Source organism: Pararhodobacter oceanensis, assembly GCF_003076755.1.
In the GTDB taxonomy this organism is placed as follows: Bacteria; Pseudomonadota; Alphaproteobacteria; order Rhodobacterales; family Rhodobacteraceae; genus Pararhodobacter; species Pararhodobacter oceanensis.
The window spans coordinates 765,728-784,714 of sequence record NZ_QDKM01000001.1 but is presented as its reverse complement, the minus strand read 5'-3'; the positions used below and the strand labels follow the sequence as shown (position 1 = coordinate 784,714).

Annotated in this window: 19 protein-coding genes; 7 read left to right on the top strand and 12 right to left on the bottom strand. The window is 64.1% G+C overall.

Annotated features, from left to right (window positions below; genetic code table 11):
• Window positions 1–31: 31 nt before the first annotated feature.
• The gene (locus DDE20_RS03490; RefSeq protein WP_116557020.1) at window positions 32–808 is read right to left on the bottom strand and encodes an alpha/beta fold hydrolase; all 777 of its coding nucleotides are present in this window, start codon (window positions 806–808) and stop codon (window positions 32–34) included.
• 135 nt (window positions 809–943) lie between these two features.
• The gene (glyA, locus tag DDE20_RS03485; protein WP_116557019.1) at window positions 944–2,230 is read right to left on the bottom strand and encodes a serine hydroxymethyltransferase; all 1,287 of its coding nucleotides are present in this window, start codon (window positions 2,228–2,230) and stop codon (window positions 944–946) included.
• 175 nt (window positions 2,231–2,405) lie between these two features.
• Between glyA and DDE20_RS03480 the strand changes: the two genes are divergently transcribed.
• Entirely contained in the window at window positions 2,406–3,188 is a 783-nt protein-coding gene (locus tag DDE20_RS03480) for an NAD kinase (RefSeq protein ID WP_116557251.1), read from the top strand.
• 341 nt (window positions 3,189–3,529) lie between these two features.
• Here DDE20_RS03480 and DDE20_RS03475 read toward each other — a convergent pair whose 3' ends face one another.
• The 5 genes from DDE20_RS03475 to DDE20_RS03455 all read right to left on the bottom strand — a co-directional run bounded on the left by DDE20_RS03475 (window position 3,530) and on the right by DDE20_RS03455 (window position 8,726).
• A complete protein-coding gene (locus tag DDE20_RS03475; protein ID WP_116557018.1) occupies window positions 3,530–4,258 on the bottom strand; it encodes an alanyl-tRNA editing protein in 729 nt (242 codons plus the stop codon).
• Window positions 4,255–6,747, bottom strand: coding sequence for a DUF3772 domain-containing protein (locus DDE20_RS03470; RefSeq protein ID WP_116557017.1), 2,493 nt, complete (start codon window positions 6,745–6,747; stop codon window positions 4,255–4,257). Before DDE20_RS03470 ends, DDE20_RS03475 begins: the two co-directional genes overlap by 4 nt.
• Window positions 6,748–6,756: 9 nt before the next feature.
• A complete protein-coding gene (locus tag DDE20_RS03465; protein WP_116557016.1) occupies window positions 6,757–7,779 on the bottom strand; it encodes a cysteine synthase A in 1,023 nt (340 codons plus the stop codon).
• A gap of 63 nt (window positions 7,780–7,842) precedes the next feature.
• The gene (locus tag DDE20_RS03460) at window positions 7,843–8,268 is read right to left on the bottom strand and encodes a hypothetical protein (protein ID WP_116557015.1); all 426 of its coding nucleotides are present in this window, start codon (window positions 8,266–8,268) and stop codon (window positions 7,843–7,845) included.
• Between the two features lie 77 nt (window positions 8,269–8,345).
• Window positions 8,346–8,726 (bottom strand): hypothetical protein, encoded by a 381-nt coding sequence (locus DDE20_RS03455; RefSeq protein ID WP_116557014.1) that lies wholly within the window; start codon window positions 8,724–8,726, stop codon window positions 8,346–8,348.
• 165 nt (window positions 8,727–8,891) lie between these two features.
• Here DDE20_RS03455 and DDE20_RS03450 point away from each other — a divergent pair, with 165 nt between their 5' ends.
• From DDE20_RS03450 to DDE20_RS03435, 4 genes are all read left to right on the top strand, one after another.
• Window positions 8,892–9,176, top strand: coding sequence for a hypothetical protein (locus DDE20_RS03450; protein ID WP_116557013.1), 285 nt, complete (start codon window positions 8,892–8,894; stop codon window positions 9,174–9,176).
• A gap of 54 nt (window positions 9,177–9,230) precedes the next feature.
• Window positions 9,231–9,992 (top strand): imidazole glycerol phosphate synthase subunit HisF, encoded by a 762-nt coding sequence (gene hisF, locus DDE20_RS03445; RefSeq protein ID WP_116557012.1) that lies wholly within the window; start codon window positions 9,231–9,233, stop codon window positions 9,990–9,992.
• Entirely contained in the window at window positions 9,989–10,303 is a 315-nt protein-coding gene (locus tag DDE20_RS03440; RefSeq protein WP_116557011.1) for a phosphoribosyl-ATP diphosphatase, read from the top strand. The genes hisF and DDE20_RS03440 overlap by 4 nt, the downstream gene beginning before the upstream one ends.
• A gap of 136 nt (window positions 10,304–10,439) precedes the next feature.
• Window positions 10,440–11,231, top strand: coding sequence for an inositol monophosphatase family protein (locus DDE20_RS03435; RefSeq protein ID WP_116557010.1), 792 nt, complete (start codon window positions 10,440–10,442; stop codon window positions 11,229–11,231).
• Between the two features lie 275 nt (window positions 11,232–11,506).
• Here DDE20_RS03435 and DDE20_RS03430 read toward each other — a convergent pair whose 3' ends face one another.
• The 3 genes from DDE20_RS03430 to DDE20_RS03420 form a co-directional block, all read right to left on the bottom strand.
• Entirely contained in the window at window positions 11,507–12,877 is a 1,371-nt protein-coding gene (locus DDE20_RS03430; RefSeq protein ID WP_116557009.1) for an aminotransferase, read from the bottom strand.
• A 23-nt stretch (window positions 12,878–12,900) separates the two neighbouring features.
• Window positions 12,901–14,367 carry an NAD-dependent succinate-semialdehyde dehydrogenase gene (locus tag DDE20_RS03425; protein WP_116557008.1) on the bottom strand — a complete coding sequence of 489 codons (1,467 nt, stop codon included), beginning with the start codon at window positions 14,365–14,367 and terminating at the stop codon, window positions 12,901–12,903.
• Between the two features lie 123 nt (window positions 14,368–14,490).
• On the bottom strand, window positions 14,491–14,970 hold the full coding sequence (locus DDE20_RS03420) for an Lrp/AsnC family transcriptional regulator (protein WP_116557007.1): 480 nt from the start codon (window positions 14,968–14,970) through the stop codon (window positions 14,491–14,493).
• A gap of 89 nt (window positions 14,971–15,059) precedes the next feature.
• On the opposite strand from DDE20_RS03420, the gene argE reads away from it, so the two are divergent.
• Window positions 15,060–16,217 (top strand): acetylornithine deacetylase, encoded by a 1,158-nt coding sequence (gene argE / locus DDE20_RS03415; protein WP_116557006.1) that lies wholly within the window; start codon window positions 15,060–15,062, stop codon window positions 16,215–16,217.
• Window positions 16,218–16,236: 19 nt separating this feature from the next.
• Here the strand turns inward: argE and DDE20_RS03410 are convergent, their stop codons facing one another.
• A complete protein-coding gene (locus tag DDE20_RS03410; protein ID WP_116557005.1) occupies window positions 16,237–16,641 on the bottom strand; it encodes a hypothetical protein in 405 nt (134 codons plus the stop codon).
• 66 nt (window positions 16,642–16,707) lie between these two features.
• The gene (locus tag DDE20_RS03405) at window positions 16,708–17,718 is read right to left on the bottom strand and encodes an alkane 1-monooxygenase (protein WP_116557004.1); all 1,011 of its coding nucleotides are present in this window, start codon (window positions 17,716–17,718) and stop codon (window positions 16,708–16,710) included.
• A 135-nt stretch (window positions 17,719–17,853) separates the two neighbouring features.
• On the opposite strand from DDE20_RS03405, the gene ftsY reads away from it, so the two are divergent.
• A complete protein-coding gene (ftsY, locus tag DDE20_RS03400; RefSeq protein WP_116557003.1) occupies window positions 17,854–18,945 on the top strand; it encodes a signal recognition particle-docking protein FtsY in 1,092 nt (363 codons plus the stop codon).
• Window positions 18,946–18,987 lie beyond the last annotated feature (42 nt).

The window sequence follows — 18,987 nt, the reverse complement described above, 5'->3', positions numbered from 1 at the left end:
GGCGAGGCGCTATGGGGCGCGCAGCTCAACCCTACCCGTCGCCCAGAAACACCCGCAGGGTCTGTTCAAAAGCCCGTGGTTGTTCGGCGTGGAGCCAATGGCCAGCGTCGGGGATCTTTGCCATACGGGCCCTGGGAAACAGCGCGCGGATTTTGCTGCGGTCGCTGGGTTTGACGTAATCCGATGCCCCGCCCGAGAGGAACAACACCGGCCCCTGATAGGGCGCCGTGCCCTCGGCGTCCTCGGGCCAGCCGGTGATCACATCCATCTGCGCCTCCAGCACATCCAGATGCAATCGCCAGCGCGGAGGCTGCGCCTTAAGGTCCAGAGATTGCAGCAAAAACGCGCGCACCTGCGGGTCTTCGATCTCGCTGGCCAAGCGGCGATCCGCCTCGGAGCGGCTGGCAAGCCCCTCCAGATCCAGCCCGCGCATCGCGTGGATCAACTCGTTCTGGCTGTGGCCGTAAGCCACCGGCGCGATATCGGCGATCACCGCGCGGTTGACCAATTCGGGGCGGGTCAGCGCCAAAACCATCACCGCTTTGCCGCCCATCGAATGGCCCAGAACATCCATCTTTTGCCCCTCGGCCTCGATCACCTGCGCCAGATCCGCGGCCATCGCCGGATAATCATGGCGCGCGTCCCAGAAACTGCCCGCATGGTTGCGCATATCGACGGCCAGAACCTCGCGGCTGTCGGACATCCGCTTGGCAATCGCACCCCAATTGCGCCCCGAGCCGAACAGCCCATGGGCGATCAAGAGCGCCGGTAGCGCGCTGGGGGTTCCGTGGCGGGTGATGGTCAGCATGGCATCCTCATCAAGGTTAATTCGTTAAGCGCATATCGCCGCGATATGGTTGTCAACGCGTTCTACGCAAAAGGCAAACGCGCCCGGAGGCAAATCCGGACGCGTTGACCATGTCGCAAGGCGAAACTTCAGGGCTTAGAGGCCCGGATAAAGCGGGAAGCGGGCGCAGAGCTCTTGCACCTTGGCGCGCACCGCGGCTTCGACCGCGTCATTGCCGTCTTCGCCATTGGCCGCCAGCCCGTCGACCACCTCGACGATCCAATCGGCGATCTGGCGGAATTCCGCCTCGCCAAAGCCGCGGGTGGTGCCAGCGGGCGAGCCCAGACGCACGCCCGAGGTCACCATCGGCTTTTCAGGATCGAACGGGATGCCGTTCTTGTTGCAGGTGATATGGGCGCGGCCCAGAGCCTTCTCGGTGGCGTTGCCCTTAACGCCTTTGGGACGCAGATCCACCAGCATCACATGGGTGTCGGTGCCGCCGGTGACGATATCGAGCCCGCCCTGGATCAACTGGTCCGCCATCGCCTGCGCGTTTTTCACCACCTGCGCCGAGTAGTCCTTGAACCCGGGCTGCAGCGCCTCGCCGAAAGCGACGGCTTTGGCCGCGATGACATGCATCAACGGTCCGCCCTGAATGCCGGGGAAGATCGCCGAGTTGATTTTCTTGGCGATCGCCTCGTCATTGGTCAGGATCATCCCGCCGCGCGGGCCGCGCAGGGTTTTATGGGTGGTGGTGGTGGCGACATGCGCATGGGGGAAGGGCGAGGGGTGCTGACCACCGGCGACCAGACCGGCGAAATGCGCCATATCGACCAAGAGATAGGCGCCGACCTTATCGGCAATCTCGCGGAAGCGGGCGAAATCGATCTGCCGCGGGATTGCCGAACCACCGGCGATGATCAGCTTCGGCAGATGCTCGTCGGCCAGCGCCTCGAGCTGGTCATAGTCGATCCGGTTGTCCTCTTTGCGCACGCCGTAATGCACCGCGTTGAACCATTTGCCCGACTGGTTGGGCCGCGCGCCATGGGTCAGATGCCCGCCCGAAGCCAGATCCATACCGAGGATCGTATCGCCCGGCTTGATCAGCGCGGTGAACACGCCTTGGTTGGCCTGTGAGCCCGAGTTCGGCTGCACATTGGCAAATTCGCAGTTGAACAGTTTGCAGGCGCGCTCGATCGCCAGATCTTCGGCGATATCGACATATTGGCAGCCGCCGTAATAGCGCCGACCCGGGTAGCCCTCGGCGTATTTATTGGTCATCACCGAGCCTTGGGCTTCCATCACCGCCGCCGAGACGATGTTTTCCGAAGCGATCAGCTCGATTTCATCGCGCTGGCGGCCAAGTTCGAGGCCGATGGCCTTGGCGATCTCGGGGTCGCGACTTGCAAGCGAGTCAGTGAAAAAGCCATGTGGGGCGGTCATATGCGTCTCCTGCCGACGAAAGGGCTATTGTTCCGGCGATGTCTACCCCAGCTCATGGCCAGCTAAAAGCGTTGAAAGCGGCGTTATGCGGATGAAAGGCGAAATGCGCTTTCTGATTGCCTGCCAAGCGCGCATTTGCGAAACCTCGGGGGACGATGCGCTCAGGAGGCATTTGATGTCGGACATTTCCCATGCCCAGAGGGTGGCCATCGTGTTTTTGGCCAGCCGCACACAAGCCGCGCAGGACGCCCGCGACGCGTTGATTGCGCGCTACGGGGATGCGCCGCTGGAGACCGCCGAGGTGATCGTGGCGCTGGGCGGCGACGGGTTCATGCTGGAAACCCTGCATGCGACACAGGCGCGCGATATTCCGGTCTACGGGATGAACCGCGGCACGGTCGGGTTTTTGATGAATGAATTCGAGACCGAGGATCTGCCGGAACGGCTGGCGGCGGCGCAGGAGACGGTGCTGAACCCTTTGGCGCTGACCGCGACCACCTCAAGCGGGCGGGTGCATCAGGCGCTGGCGATCAACGAGGTGTCCTTGCTGCGCGAAGGCCCGCAGGCGGCGCGGCTCAGGATCACCGTGGACGGCAAGCTGCGGATGGAGGAACTGGTCTGCGACGGTGCGCTGATTGCCACGCCAGCGGGCTCGACGGCGTATAATTACTCGGCGCATGGGCCGATCCTACCGATTGGCGCGGATGTTCTGGCGCTGACCGCCGTCGCGGCGTTCCGCCCGCGGCGCTGGCGCGGGGCGTTATTGCCGAAGGCGGCGACGGTGCGGTTTGATGTGCTTGAGGCGCATAAACGGCCGGTGATGGCCGAGGGCGACGGGCAATCGGTGCGCGATGTGGTCAGTGTCGAGATCCGCTCGGAAACGCGGGTGCGGCACCGGTTGCTGTTTGATCCCGGGCATGGGTTGGAAGAACGGCTGATCCGCGAGCAGTTTTTCTAGGGGCGGGCAGTTTAGGCTTTACCGCCGAGCGGTCGCAGCCAAGCGCAAAGGGACGCGCCCGACCCTGGGTGGGCGCGTGCTCCCTTTCCACAACTCACTATCCGCAAAAGCATAGATGTCGCGCGAGCGATGACTGCCATCGCCAAAGCGCCCTCCCGGGGGGAGGGTCGGGCGCGGCCCGGGCTGGCGCCCGTGCCCAACAGATGGTTGGTGGCGCGACCCTATGCGCTTGGGTTTGGCGAGGGGGAAAAGGCAGGGGGCTTTGCCCCCTCGGCCTGCGGCCTCACCCCCAGGATATTTTTGGACAGATGAGGGGGTGTTAAGGTTAATTGGCGTTAGGGTTAATCGGCGAAATGGATCGAGACGCGGCGGTTTTGTTTGCCTTTCTTCTCGATCTTGCCAAGGCGCAGACGGCCGATCTCGCCGGTCGAGCGCACATGGGTGCCGCCGCAGGGTTGCAGGTCGATCTGTTCGGTCTCGCTGCCGATCCGCACCAGCCGCACGCGGCCCTGACCCGTGGGCGGGCGCACCGACATGGTTTTTACCAGACCCGGATTGGCCGCCAGTTCGGCATCCGTGATCCAGCTTTCACTAATCGCCAGATCACGCGCGACCAGCGCGTTAAGCGCGTCTTCAATCTGCTGTTTGTCCTCGGGCGCATCCACCATATCGAAATCAAGCCGCCCCTTTTCGGCAGTGATCGCGCCGCCGGTGACCGGCAGCGGAATGACCACCGACAGCAGGTGCAGCGCGGTATGGATGCGCATATGCCGGTGGCGGCGGGACCAGTCGAGGGTCATGGTCACCGCAGCACCAACGGGCGGCAGGTCGGCCCCGGCGGCGAGGATCAGCGCGATATCATCGCCGTCCTTGCGGGTGTCCGTGACCTCAGCCGCGCCGCCGTCCCAAGTCAGCCTGCCGCTGTCGCCGGGCTGGCCGCCGCCGCTGGGATAGAAGACCGAGGCCGCAACCACCACGCCGCCGCTGTCACCGCCAATCTCGCTGTGGCGGGTGACCGTGGTGGTGCAGCTTTGCGCATAGGCGTCGGACTGATAGGCGGGCTGGGTCATCTTGGGCTGTCCGGAAAATCAGGGTCAAGGTCTTCGGGGCTGTTGAGCGCCGGATCCATCGGCGGTGGTGGCGCGATCTCTTCACCCGTGACCTCATCGCCACCCGCGGGCAGGGCAGGCGGCGCCAGCGCCTCGGGGTTGCGCAGCCAGATATCGCGCTGGGCGTAGGGGATCTCGATCTCTTCGGCTTTGAACCGCGCGGCGATCTTGTGGTTGATCTCGGAGGCCACTGACATGATGTAATTCACGTCGCGCAGGATCGCGCGGATCTCGAAATCCATCGAATCCGCGCCAAAGCCGCGAAACAGCACCGAGGGCGGCGGGTTGGTGGTCACCAAAGGCTCGCTTTCGGCGATTTCCTGCAGGATCTGCGCGACCTTGCGGGTGTCGCTGCCGTAGGCCACGCCGACCGGAACGATCAAGCGGCCGGTGGTCGAGGATTTGGTGTAATTGGTCACCGCGCCCGAGATCAGATCGGCGTTGGGCACGATCACTTTCGAGCGGTTGAAGCTCTGGATTACCGTCGAGCGCACCGAGATCCGCTCGATGGTGCCGGAGGTGGCGCCGACCTCGACCCAATCGCCCTCGGAGACCGGACGTTCGATCAACAGGATGATCCCCGAGACAAAATTCGACACGATGTTCTGCAAGCCGAAACCGATCCCGACCGAGAGCGCACCGGCGACAATCGCCAGACCCGAAAGGTCGATACCGGCGGTGGAAAACGCCGCCAGCGCGGCGGCGGTGATCCCGACATAGCCGACGCCCGAGACGATGGCTTTCTGCGCGCCTTTCTCCATCTTGGTTTTCGGCAGCACCGAGGTGCCCAAGGCGCCTTGCAGCGCGCGGGTCATCAGATAGCCGATGGCGAAGGCGACAAAGAACCACAGGATGCTGGTCGGCGACAGCCGCGTCTCGCCAAGGCTCACACCCTCGCTGAACCGCGCCCAGATTTCCCAAAGATCGGTGGCGCGTGCGCCCCAGATCAGCGCCAGCGGCGGCAGCGCCAGCAGCGATAGCGCCAGACCGGCCAGCGCCGGAACCAGCCCGTCGCTGGCGCGGTCCTCATCGCCGACAATCGCGACATAGACCGCGGTGATCAGCTTATGCACCACCATCACCAGCGCGATCAGCCCCAGCGAGGCGACGGCGGGAAAGGCAATCGCCTGTGCGGCGGTCATATAGCCCGCGGCGCCGAGCAGAGGCGCGGCAATCGCGAGGCCGGTGACAAAGCGCCCGCCGAGCCGCAGGATACGGTCAAAGAAGGGCGTTGCATCGGTGGTCAGCCCCTCGACGGTGACCTGACGCGGCTCATGGCGCAGGATCACCCGGGCGAAACGCAGCAGCGCCAGCGAGACCAGCACGATCAGCGGGAACATGATCACCGCCTGCGCGGCGGCAGTCTGGGTGTCGGGGGCGACAAAGGCGGTATAGAGCGTCTGGATGCCCATCAACAGGCCGAGGATCAGCGCCTGCGTGCGCGCCGAACGGCGGTCGGCGGCGCCCAGATTGATCGCATAGCGCTGGGTGTCATGGATCGGAAACAGTTGCAGCGACAGCCAGCGGGCGACGAAAATCGCCATACCGGCGGGCACCAGCGCCTGATTGACCGCATCCAGCGTCGGGCCGGTCATCCGGGTCAGCGAGATCGCGGTGGTCAAGAGGAACAGACCGGCAAAAGCGACCAGAAGCTGCGACAGCGAGACGAAAAACGCCACCACCGTGCGGCCGCGTAGAATGCGGGTGCTGAACAGCAGTTGCGTGGTCAGTTGCTCCATCCAGCCCCGCCCGCGCAGCAGCAACAGCGCCGCCAGTGCCAAAGCGCCCAGCGTGATCGGAAGATCGGTGATCATCTCGGCATAGCTGACCGGATCATTCCAGGCGTTCTGCACCTCTGCGTTCACCGTTAGCGCCGAGGTGACCAGCGCATCGACCCCCTCGAGCCAGATCGTCGGATTGAGCGGCGTCGGGCCGAATTGCAGCAGCGCATCGGCCTGCCGGTTGCGCAATTCGCGGTCGATTGAACGAATGATCCCGTCGGCGCGGGTAAAGGCCTCATCGGCAGCCAGAAGCGGCGCCTCGCGCGCCGCCAGAGAGGTGTTGAGTTCATTGCGCCTTGCGGTGATCTCACTGGCCTCGGTCTGGCCTTCCTCGGGCGCAGGGCCCAGCGCGGCGATCTGTTCGCGGATTGCCGCGATACGGTCCTGCTGCGCGGTTTTCGCACTCAGGAAAGCGGTGCGCATTTCCACCACTTCGGCGCGCAGAGAACTGAGCATCGCCTCGGTGGCATCGCCGCTGTCGAGGGTCTGCTCGGCCAGCGCCGCCAGCGCATTCCAGACGGTGTAATTGGGCCCGTCACTCTCGGGGGTTTGCGCAGAGGCGGGCGCCGATAGGGCGATCAGCGCCGCAAAAAGAAGCGCGATAACCGGCACGAGCGCCAGCACCGGAGCGATGAAGCCGCGATTGCGATGGGTCAGAAACGCCGACATTACAGAGGTTTACCCTTCTTTGGGATCAGGCAGATTGCGCGGCGCGCGGTCCATCCAGGCGGGAACCGGCAGGTTCTTGGCGCGCAGGAACTCGGGGTTGAACAATTTGGACTGATAGCGCGTGCCGTAGTCGCAAAGCACCGTGACAATCGTGTGCCCCGGTCCCATTTCGCGCGCCAGACGGATCGCGCCGGCGACATTGACGCCCGAGGAACCGCCAAGGCAGAGCCCCTCATGCTCGAGCAGATCAAAGGTCACCTGCAGCGCCTCGGCATCGGGGATACGGAAGGCGTGATCGGGGGTGAACCCCTCAAGATTGGCGGTGATCCGGCCCTGTCCGATGCCCTCGGTGATCGAGTTGCCGGGGTTTTCCTCGCCGGTGTAGAGCTTCAGCAACCCCGCGCCCTCGGGATCGGCCAGCGCGATTTTCACGCCTTTGGACTGCAGCGCCATGCCGACACCGGCCAAAGTGCCGCCCGAGCCGACCGCACAGGTAAAGGCATCGACCTTGCCGCCGGTCTGCGACCAGATCTCGGGACCGGTGGTTTCGATATGTGCTTGCCGGTTGGCCACATTATCGAACTGGTTGGCCCAGATCGCGCCGTTAGGTTCGGTTTGTGCAAGTTCTGCCGCCAAACGGCCCGAATAACGCACGTAATTGTTGGGATTTGAATAGGGCGCGGCGGGGACTTCGACCAGTTCAGCACCCGCCAGCCGCAGCATATCCTTCTTTTCCTGGCTTTGCGTCTCGGGGATCACGATCACCGTCTTGAACCCCATCGAGGCGCCAACCAAGGCCAGCCCGATGCCGGTGTTGCCCGCAGTGCCTTCGACAATCGTGCCGCCCGGCTTCAGCTCGCCGCGCGCCACCGCGTCACGGATGATGAACAGCGCCGCGCGGTCCTTGACCGACTGACCGGGGTTAAGAAATTCGGCCTTGCCCAGAATTTCGCAGCCGGTTTCCTCACTGGCGCGGCGCAGGCGGATCAGGGGGGTGTTGCCAATGGCTTCGGCCAGATTGCGGCGGATCATGCGCAGTTTCCTTATCTTGTTCCTTGGGTCCGGCGGCGGTGATGCGCCGTGACGACGGAGGACTTAGTGCAACAGATGCTTGCGGTTAAGGGCCCGCGCGTAAATCCATCCCAGACCGGGCACAATGACCAATGTGGCCAGCACCGCGCCCATGGGCAGGGCGGTCGCGGCGGCGGGGGTGGCATAGAGCCCGGCGGAAAGCACCAGCGCCGCGATCATCGCCGCAAAGAACAGCAAGACCGAGGCATTGTCGCGGATCAGCAAGAAGAACGCCGCCGCCACGCCCAGCCAGACGGTCATCGCCCAAGCGACCTTGAGCCAGACCGCCTCGAGCGGCAGGGTGCGCATCAGCGCGGGCCAGTCGGGATCGCCCAAGGCGAAACGTTCAAGGATGTAATCGGCGCCGAGGATGCCGAAAAACAGCAAAAGCACCAAAGAGATCGGCACAAGCGTTGCGGGGGTCGGGGGCGGAGCCAGATTGCGAGCCATGATCAAAGCCTTGTGTTGATTTCTGCCAAATTGACGCGCGCGGCCTCCGGTGTCCAGACCTGCGTTGCGGCTGGGGCCTATCGGCTGGCGGCGGCAAACGCCTCACTGCTGGTCAATGCGCTGGCCATTGAGAGCGGCACACCGCGGGTGATCATCCGGCGAAACACCAGTTCAGCGCGGCTTCCGGCTTCGACGCCCGCAGGCAAAGCGGCGGCAACAGCGGCGCGCGTGGCGGCGGATTGCTGCGATAGGGGGCGGCTGTCGGTGGCGGTGGTGCCGGGGCAACCCTCGGTCAGACCGTCATCCGCGGGTTGCCCTGCGGCACCCATCTGTGCCGCGGCTTGGTCAAGCAGGGCGCATTCGGCGGCGATACGGTCTTGCGGCGCGGGCGTGCGGGCGGGCTGGCCCGAGGCGCAGGCGGCAAGCAGCATGAGAAGCGGAAGGTGCAAAATCTTCATGCCGTTTCCTACCCCTGCAGGGCGCGCAACGCAAACCCGCAAGAGCGTCGGCGGGGCTTTGCGCAGTCACATAATGTTGGCTTTGCATTCCCGCTGCACTGCGGCAGAGTCGCGCCGGATCGGGCCGCATTGGCGACCCCGTGAGCTGCGACAAGAGAGGTGGCAATGCGCTGGGCGTGGATATTGGCGGTGGTGTTGATCCTCATCGGGCTTGCGCCGGTGATCGGGATTGCCTGCGCGCAGATGCTCTCGGCGCTGGCCGATTGCCCGCTCAACACCGCCTTTCCGCAGCCCTGTGTGGTCTTCGGGGCGGATATCGGCGGCCCATTGACCACGCTTAACGGCTTGAACTGGCTGATGTTTTTGACCGCTCCGGCAGCGCTGGCAGGGTTCGCGCTGGCGATTGCTCTGGCGCTGGCCGCGCTTTTGCGCCGCGCCCGCGACCGCTAACGCCCCTTTTCGCCGCGGCCCGCAGGCGCTAGGGAAGGGGCAAGGAGCCTGCCAATGCTGAAAACCCGTATCATTCCCTGTCTCGATGTCGCCGATGGCCGCGTCGTCAAAGGCGTCAATTTCGTCGATCTGATCGACGCGGGCGACCCGGTCGAGGCCGCCAAAGCCTATGACGCGGCGGGCGCCGATGAATTGTGCTTTCTCGACATCCACGCCACCCATGAAAACCGCGGCACGATGTTCGATCTGGTGACGCGCACCGCCGAACATTGCTTTATGCCGCTGACCGTGGGCGGCGGGGTGCGCAGCCATTTGGACGTGCGCGCGCTGTTACTGGCGGGGGCCGACAAGGTCTCGTTCAACTCGGCGGCGGTGGCCAATCCCGATGTGGTGGCCGAGGCGGCGGATCGATTCGGCTCGCAATGCATTGTCGTAGCGATTGACGCGAAGACCGTGGCGCCCGGCAAATGGGAGATTTTCACCCATGGCGGGCGCAAACCGACCGGCATCGACGCGGTGGAATTCGCCCGCGATATGGCGGCCAAGGGCGCGGGCGAGATCCTGCTCACCTCGATGGACCGTGACGGCACCAAATCCGGCTTTAACCTGCCGCTGACCCGCGCGGTCGCCGATGCGGTGGAAATTCCGGTGATCGCCTCGGGCGGGGTCGGCACTTTGGATCACTTGGTTGAGGGCGTGACCGAAGGCCATGCCTCGGCGGTGCTGGCGGCGTCGATCTTTCATTTCGGCACCTATACGATTGGCGAGGCCAAGGCCCATATGGCTGCCGCCGGTATCCCGGTGAGGCTGGCATGAGCGCGCTCGAAACCCTCGCCGCGACGATTGAAGCGCGCAAATCCGCCGATCCCGATGGCTCATGGACCGCAAAGCTGCTGGCCAAGGGCCCCGAGAAATGCGCCGAGAAATTCGGCGAAGAGGCGATTGAGGCGGTGATCGAGGCGGTCAAGGGCGACCGCGCGCGGCTGACCTCGGAGGCAGCCGATGTGTTGTTTCATTTGCTGGTGATGTGCGCCGCGCGGGATGTCGCATTGGCGGATATCGAGGCGGAACTCGCGCGCCGCGCTGGTGTCTCGGGGATCGCCGAGAAAGCCGCGCGCGAGAAGTAATCCGCGGGGGATCGGGCGCGCAACGCCACCCGTTAACCCGTTTCTGACCCAATCACATGGCTTGGCACCCGCCAGGTCTTTCCTTTTTGCCGCCTTTCCCGTATGGCCGCAGACTGTTCAAACCGGAGCCGCAGAGATGCAAGGAAGCGCCAACCTCAATCTGATGATCAAAGCCGCACGCAAAGCCGGGCGCGCCTTGGTTAAAGACTTTCGCGAAGTCGAAAATCTGCAGGTCTCCTCGAAAGGGCCGGGCGATTTTGTCACCCGCGCCGACCGCGAGGCCGAGCGGATCATCAAAGAAGACCTGATGGAGGCGCGCCCCAACTACGGTTGGCTGGGCGAGGAAACCGGCGAGATCGAAGGCACCGACCCGACCCGCCGCTGGATTGTTGATCCGCTCGATGGCACGACGAATTTCCTGCACGGTCTGCCGCATTGGGCGGTGTCGATTGCGCTGGAACATAAGGGCGAGATTATCTCGGGCGTGGTCTTCGATGCCGCGAAATCCGAGCTGTTCTATGCCGAAAAGGGCCTTGGCGCCTATATGAACGACATGCGCCTGCGGGTCTCGGGGCGCAGCCGGATGATCGACTGTATTTTCGCCACCGGTGTTCCCTTTGCCGGTCGCCCGACGCTGCCCGCAACCCTGCAGGATCTGGCGCGGTTGATGCCGGTCTGTGCCGGTGTGCGGCGCTGGGGCGCGGCCTCGCTTGACCTCGCCTATGTCGCGGCGGGCCGCTATGACGGCTATTGGGAGCGTGGTTTGAACGCTTGGGATGTTGCCGCCGGTGCGCTGATTGTGCGCGAGGCAGGGGGCTTTATCGCGCCGATCCGCGAGGGGCATGATCCGGTCGCCTCGGGCAGTATGATCGCGGCGAATGGCGAGATTTTCGACGGGTTCACCCGTGTGATCCGCAACCCGCAGTAAGCGGTTGGATGGATTGAAACGCCCGCTCTTGAGTGAGCGGGCGTTTTTTTGTTGGACAGTCTGTTAAATTGGCGCCGTCATGAGCATAGCGCAAAGGGTCGCGCCCGACCCTGGGTGGGCGCTTGCTCTCTCTCCACAACTGACTGCCCTCAAAAGCATCTATGTCGTCTGCGCGGTGTATGACATCGCCATGTGCCCTCCCGGGGGGAGGGTCGGGCGCGGCCCGGCGGTGCCGCCGGGCCAGAGGGTTGAAATACCTCGCGAAAACGCGGTTCTTACCCCAGCACTTCCTTCAGCGACTCTGCAGTAACCGCGGCGATATGATCGGCCTCCTCGGTGGTCAGGCACAGCGGCGGCGCGAAGCCCAGCATATCGGCCTGCGGCATCGCGCGCGCAATCACCCCGCGTTTGAGCATCGCCGCCACCACTTTCGGCGCGACACTGCCCATCGGGTCGAAACTCGCCCGTGTCGCGCGGTCGCTGGTCAGTTCCACCGCGCAGAGCATCCCCTCGCCACGCACCTCGCCGACATTCACATGATCGCCGACCGCCTCGGTCATCGCCCTGCGCAGATGCGCGCCGACCGTGGTGGCGTTCTCAACCAGCCCCAGCTCGTCGATCAGTTTGAGGTTCGCCACCCCCGCCGCCGCGCCAATCGGATGCGCGGAATAGGTCCAGCCGTGGCCAAACACCCCATGCTCATCGGTGCCCTGACACAGAACATCCCACATCCGCTGCCCGACAATCGAGCCGGAGAGGGGCGCATAGGCCGAGGTTAACCCTTTGGCAATAGTGATCAAATCCGGCTTGATCCCGTAGTGGTCCGAGCCGAACATACTGCCCAGACGGCCAAATCCGGTGATCACCTCATCTGCGATCATCAGGATATCATGGCGCGCCAGAACCTCCTGCACCCCCTCCCAATAGCCCTCGGGCGGCGGCACGATGCCACCGGTGCCCAGAACCGGCTCACCGATGAAAGCGGCGATGGTCTCGGGGCCTTCGCGCTCGATCAGCGCCTCGAGTTCGCGGATCAGATAGGCGGTGAAATCCGCCTCGGACATATCGGCCTCGGGGCGGCGGTAATAGAACGGCGCCTCGGTATGCACGATATTGCTCAGCGGCAGATCGAATTTCTTGTGGAACAGTTCCAGACCGGTCAGCGAGCCGCTCATCAGCCCCGAGCCGTGATAGCCCCGCCAGCGGCTGATGATCTTCTTCTTCTCGGGCAGCCCGCGGATGTTATTGTAATACCACACCAATTTGATGTTGGTCTCATTCGCATCCGAACCACCCAGCCCGAAATACACCCGCGCCATGCCCTCGGGCGCGCGGTCCATCACCATTTTCGACAGGGTGATCGAGGCCTCGGTGCCATGACCAGCGTAGGAATGGAAATAGGCCAGTTCATCGGCCTGTTTGGCGATCGCTTCGGTGATTTCCTTGCGCCCGTAACCGGCGTTCACGCAGTAGAGACCGGCAAACCCATCGAGCAGCCGGTTGCCGTCGCGGTCGATGATATGGCTGCCTTCGCCGCCGGTGATGATCCGCTGCGGCGCCTCGCCGCGATCAAATTGCGCCAGATGGGTCGAGGGGTGAAAGAAATTCTCGCGGTCCCATTGTGCGAGTTGATCGTTGGCTATCATAGCTTGGTCCTTTCCAGTGCTGCTCAGGCCCAATCCCGGCAGACGTATTTGATTTCCATAAATTCTTCCATCCCGAGCCGCGCGCCTTCGCGGCCCAAGCCGGATTGTTTGACCCCGCCAAAGGGGATCGGCGCGCCGGTGACTTTGGTGCGGTTGACCGCCACCATGCCGAATTGCAGCGCGCGTGTCATCCGGTAGATGCGGCGCGGATCCTGACTGTGGAGATAGGCGACCAGCCCGTATTCCGTGGCATTGGCGCGGGCGGTGACCTCGGCCTCTGTGTCAAACGCGGCGAGGGGGGCGACCGGCCCGAAAGTTTCCTCCCGCATGATTGCCGCATCCTCGGGCACATCGGCCAGAACCGTCGGCTGGTAGAACAGCGGCCCCAGCGCATCGCGGGCACCGCCGCACATCAGCCGCGCGCCTTTGGCCAGCGCATCGCGGACATGCGCCTCTTGCTTGGCGACGGCAGCTTCATTCATCAACGGCCCGATATCGGGATCATCCATGCCGCGCCCGAGAGACAGGGCGCGTGTGGCTTCGGTGAACTTCTCGACAAAAGCCGCGTAGATCGGGCGCTCGATATAGATGCGGTTGGCGCCAAGGCAGTCCTGCCCACTGGTGGCGAACTTGGCCTTGAGCGTCTCGGAGACCGCGCGCTCGAGATCGGCGCCTTTGAAGATGATCACCGGCGCATGGCCGCCCAGTTCCAGCGTCAGCCGTTTGATCGTCGGCGCCGATTGCGCATAGAGCATCCGCCCGACCTCGGTGGAGCCGGTAAACGACAGCGCCCGCACCCGCGCATCCTTGGTCCAAGGCGTCACCACCGTTGCGGGCGCGCCGGTCACCACATTGAATACCCCCGCCGGCACGCCGGCGCGCGCCGCCAGATCGGCAAGCGCCAGCGCCGACAAGGGCGTTTCCGACGAGGGATGCGCAACCACCGTGCAGCCCGCCGCCAAAGCCGCCGCGGCCTTGCGGGTGAGCATCGCGGCGGGGAAGTTCCACGGCGTAATCAGCGCCACCACGCCAACGGGTTCCAACCAGAGTTCCACCTCGGCGTCGGGCAGATGGCTGGTGATGCCTTCGATATTCGGGCGTTTCGACTCCTCTGCGTAAAATTCGACAAATGACGCGGCATAATCAATTTCGCCGCGCGCCTCGGTGAGGGGTTTGCCCTGCTCGGCGACCATAATACGCGCCAGATCTTCACGATGGGTTAACATCAGATCAAACCAGCGGCGCAGGATCGTCGCGCGCTCTTGCGGCAGCATCGCGGCCCAAGCGTCAAACGCCCGCTGCGCCACATCCACCGCCTGCGCGCTCTCCTCTGCGGTGAGGCTGGCCACCGAGGCGATGCGCGCGCCGCTGGCGGGATCGGTGACGGCAAATTCCGCGCCGCTGTGCCCGTCTTGCCACTGCCCGCCAATGAAGGCGGCGCTGCGCAATAGCGTGGGGTCGTGTAATGCGGCGGCGAATTGCGTGGTCACTGTCCGGCCCTTTCTGGTCACCTGGCTTGCGGACAAATTGACCTGAATCGGGCCGGTGTTGGGGCCAAAATCACGCCCGATTGCAGAGAATTCCTCTGGCAAAACGGCGCGAGACCACAGGTTTCAACTGCCGGTCAGCAATTCGAAAGGCGGGGCGGATTGGGATTTCACCGGCTTGGTGACAATATAGCTGAAATACCGCGAGACCCCGAGTTTGGCCTCGAGCATCGCATCCATAAGTGACTGATAGCTCTCTATATCTTTGGTGATCACCTGCATCAGGTAATCATAGCCCCCGCCCAGAGCCCAGCAGCCGGTGACCTCGTCATAGCGCTGCACCGCCGCCTCGAATGCGCGAAAACTCGCTGCCGTATGGTCAGCTAGTTCAACGACGACAAAGACGGTCATCGAGGCGCCGAGTTTGCGCAGGTTGAACCGCGCGCCATAGCCCTCGATCAGACCGGATTTCTCCAGTTTCGCCAGCCGCTCCCAACACGGCGTCGGCGTCAACCCGACACGCGCCGCGAGGGCGGTTTTGGTGATCCGCCCGTCCTCGGCCAGCGCCCTGAGGATCGCGATATCTCTCTCGTCCAGTCTGTGCATCGTCTGCCTTGATCCCTGACGCGTCGCTTTCCTTCTAGCCGTTTCGCGCCCCCTCTGCCATCCTGCGCGGCAAGTGATAAGAGGCCGATATGACTGATCTTTCCGAAACCCGCGCAATTCTGGGCGATTTGATTTCCTATCCGACGGTGTCATGGGACAGCAATCTGGCGATGATCGGCTATCTGGCCGACCGGCTGGAAACCGCAGGCGCGCGGGTGGAAATGCTGACCGATCCCACCGGCGCCAAGGCCAATCTTTGGGCAACAATCGGGCCCGAGGGCGACGGCGGGCTGGTGCTCTCGGGGCATTCCGATGTGGTGCCCGCGGCCGAGCAGGTTTGGGCCAGCGATCCCTTCCTGATGGACGAGCGCGACGGCGCTCTATACGGACGCGGCACCTGCGACATGAAGGGTTTTATCGCCGCGACGGTGGCGATGGCCCCGCATTTCGCCGCCGCCAATCCCAAACGCCCGATCCATTTCGCCTTTACCTATGACGAGGAGGTCGGCTGTCTGGGCGGCGGCGCGCTGGTGGCGATGCTGCGCGAACGTGGTTTGACGCCCGCCATGGCGCTGCTTGGCGAGCCGACCGAGATGCGGGTCATTGAGGGGCATAAGGGCTGCTGCGAATATTCGACCTATTTCACCGGCCTTGAGGGCCATGGCTCGGGGCCGGATCTGGGCGTGAATGCGGTGGAATTCGCCGTGCGCTATGTCACGCGGCTGCTGGCGCTCAAGGATGAACTGCGCGCGCGCTGCCGTCCTGACAGCCGCTTTGATCCACCGTGGACCACGATCAACACCGGCGCGCTGGTCGGCGGGGTGGCGCATAATGTGATCCCCGGACGTGCGCGGGTGGATTGGGAGATGCGGCCGGTGCATTGGTCGGACGCGGATTTCGTCAAATCGGAACTGGCGGCGTTTTGCGAGCATGATCTACTACCGGCGATGCGGCGCATCCATCCCGAGGCGCAGATCGAAACCGAGGTGATCGGCGAGGTGATCGGACTGGAGCCGATGCAGCAAAACGAAATCCGCGATCTGGTGATGGAATTGACCGGCGCCAATGACACCGATCTGGTGGCCTTCAACACCGAGGCGGGGCTCTACCAGACGCTTGGCGTTGATGTGGTGGTCTGCGGTCCCGGCTCGATCGCGCAGGCGCATAAGCCGGATGAATTCGTCACGCTTGCGCAGTTGGAGCAATGTCTGTCACTGCTGCACCGGTTGATCCCGCGCGCCGCCTAGCACGGCGGGCGGGCCGAAATCAGACCCCGACACCCGGCCCCATACAGGCCATCGGCGCGGTGCTTTGCTCGACTTCATAGAGTTCGGTCGTCGGTCCGTCCGGCCCTTGGAACACCCCGCGCAACCCGTCTTCGGTGCGGGTGAAGGTCCAGCATTGCTCGTTATCGGGGGCGTTGTCGTAGACAAAACAGATGTTGGAATTGCGCTCATACCAGAACCCGTCCTGGCATTCGTCGCCGATAAAGGTCCAGCGCACGCGGCGGTTGGGCAGATATTGTTCGACACCGTAGGGCGTGCCTTCAAAGCTGAAACTCAGCGTCCGGCCTTGGGTATAGGCGTCAAAAGCCTCGGCATCCATTGCCTCTTGCGCGGTGGCGGGCAGGGCGAGGGTCAGGGCCAGAACGGCGGGGAAAAGGGCACGCATCGACGACTCCATTTTCAATTTTTCACACTCTGGCAGAGGCCGGGCGCGCAGGCCAGTACCCGCCACTCACGATGCCGCGAGACGGATGGATTCCACCCGCGGGTCCATCACCCGGCGCCAGAGGGGCGGCACCAAGGCCAGCACCGCCATCGCCGGCAAAGGCGCGGGCAGAAGCGGCGCATCCGCAGGCAGGCGCAACTGCGGATAGGGGCGCGCGGGGTGGGAGTGATGGTCGGAATGGCGCGGGGCATTGAGCATCATCGCCGCCGAATACCAGCCGCCCGCGTTCCAACTGTGCTGCGTGCCGATGGGTTCGATGCGGCCATCGGGCAGGGTTTTGCGCCGCAAGCCGTAGTGCTGCACATAGTCCGAGACCAGAAGTTGCGATTGCGCATGGGCGGCGAGGATCAGATAGATCAGCAATCCGAAGGGGCCAAAGACCAGCGCGGCGAGTGTGAGCGCCAGCAGCGCGCCGCCAATATAAAGGGGGTAAGGATTGCGTCGCTTGCCGCCCGAACGCGCCACCATCGACCGCTCTGCGGCGAGGCCTGCGCGAAAACTGCCGATCCAGGCGCGCGGCAAAAACCGCCAGAACCCCAACCCTTTGCGCGCCGAATTCGGGTCATCCTTGGTGCCGACATGCACATGGTGCACCAGCCGGTGCGCCGAGGTGTGATGGCCGAAGAGAAACGCGATATAGATGATTTTCCCCAGCCGCATCAGGCGTTTATCGGCGCGGTGGATCAACTCATGCGCCGCCGGATTACCGATCTGGCCGAAAAACAGGCCGAAGGCGATCAGCGCGGCGACCCATTCCACGCCGTGTAGCCGCTGGGTTAACGCCCAGAGCGCCAGCGGCAGATGGGTCAGTTGCAACACGCCCAAAAGCGCCAGCAACCCGTCGCCCGCCGGAAATTCACCCTCTGCGGGGGCCAAGAGCGTCAGCCGGTCCATCAGCAACCAGAATAGCGTGATCGCCGCCAGCGCCGCCCAGACCCAGACACCGCCCCAAAGCGCCGCCGCCACAAGTAAAACGGCGGGCAGCAATGTAGCAAAGGCGAAACCGGCAAGGCGCATTGTTCAGGACCATCCTGCAGTGCAAAGGTAAACATCGTTAGCGCGGACCACTGATGAACCGGTCGCCCCTTCCATAAACTCCTGACATGGATTAGCTGCAAGGGGAACCTAACAGCTATTGAACAGGGGGCGAGCATGTCCTTTCTTGGCAAACTCAGGGAACGCATGTTCCGCTCGTCATCCAAGCTGGATGAGGGGCTGGACGCCTTAGTCGCCGCCGATGCCGAACCGGAGGCCGAGGCCGAGGTGGAGACGCCACCCGAGGCACCCGTGGTGCCAGCGTCGCCGACAAGTGCCCCGCCAGTGGTGACACCTTCTGTCGACGTGCCGGAACCCGCCAGCGCCAAACCCTCGCTTTTGTCGCGGCTGACCGGCCGCCGCGAGGCGCCGCGCAGGGTGCTGGACGATGATATGATCGAAGAGCTGGAGGACCTCTTGGTGCAGGCCGATCTGGGCGTTGAGACCGCGCTCAAAGTCACCGCCAATATCGCCGCCACGCGCTTCGGACGGCGGGTGACCACCGCCGAGATCAAATCCGCCCTCGCCGATGAGATCACCCGCATTATGGAGCCGGTCGCGCGCCCCTTGCCGATCTATGCCAAACGCCCGCAGGTGGTGCTGGTGGTCGGCGTGAACGGCGCCGGAAAAACCACCACCATCGGCAAACTGGCCTCGCAATTTCGTGCCGCGGGCAAATCGGTGATCATCGCCGCGGGCGACACCTTCCGCGCCGCCGCGGTCGAGCAATTGCAGGTCTGGGGCGAGCGCGCCGGTGTGCCGGTGATGACCGCGCCCGAGGGTTCGGACCCGGCATCCTTGGCCTATGATGCGCTGACCCGCGCGCAGGCCGAGGGCCATGATCTCTTGATGATCGACACCGCCGGACGGCTGCAAAACCGCGCCGATCTGATGGAGGAACTGGCGAAAATCGTGCGCGTGCTGCGCAAGAAGGACGAGACCGCGCCGCATAATACGCTGCTGGTGCTGGATGCGACGACGGGGCAGAACGCGCTCAATCAGGTCGAGGTGTTCCGCCAGATGTCGGATGTCAGCGGGCTGGTGATGACCAAACTCGACGGCACCGCGCGCGGCGGCGTTTTGGTGGCGCTGGCCGACCGCTTCGGGCTGCCGATCCATGCGATCGGGGTGGGTGAGCAGATCGACGACCTCTCGCCCTTTGATCCGGCGGATTTTGCCGCCGCCCTCACCGGTAGCGACAGCGCCTGACCCTGCGGCGCCGTGACAGCGCCGCGCGAGTTGGGTTTCGCG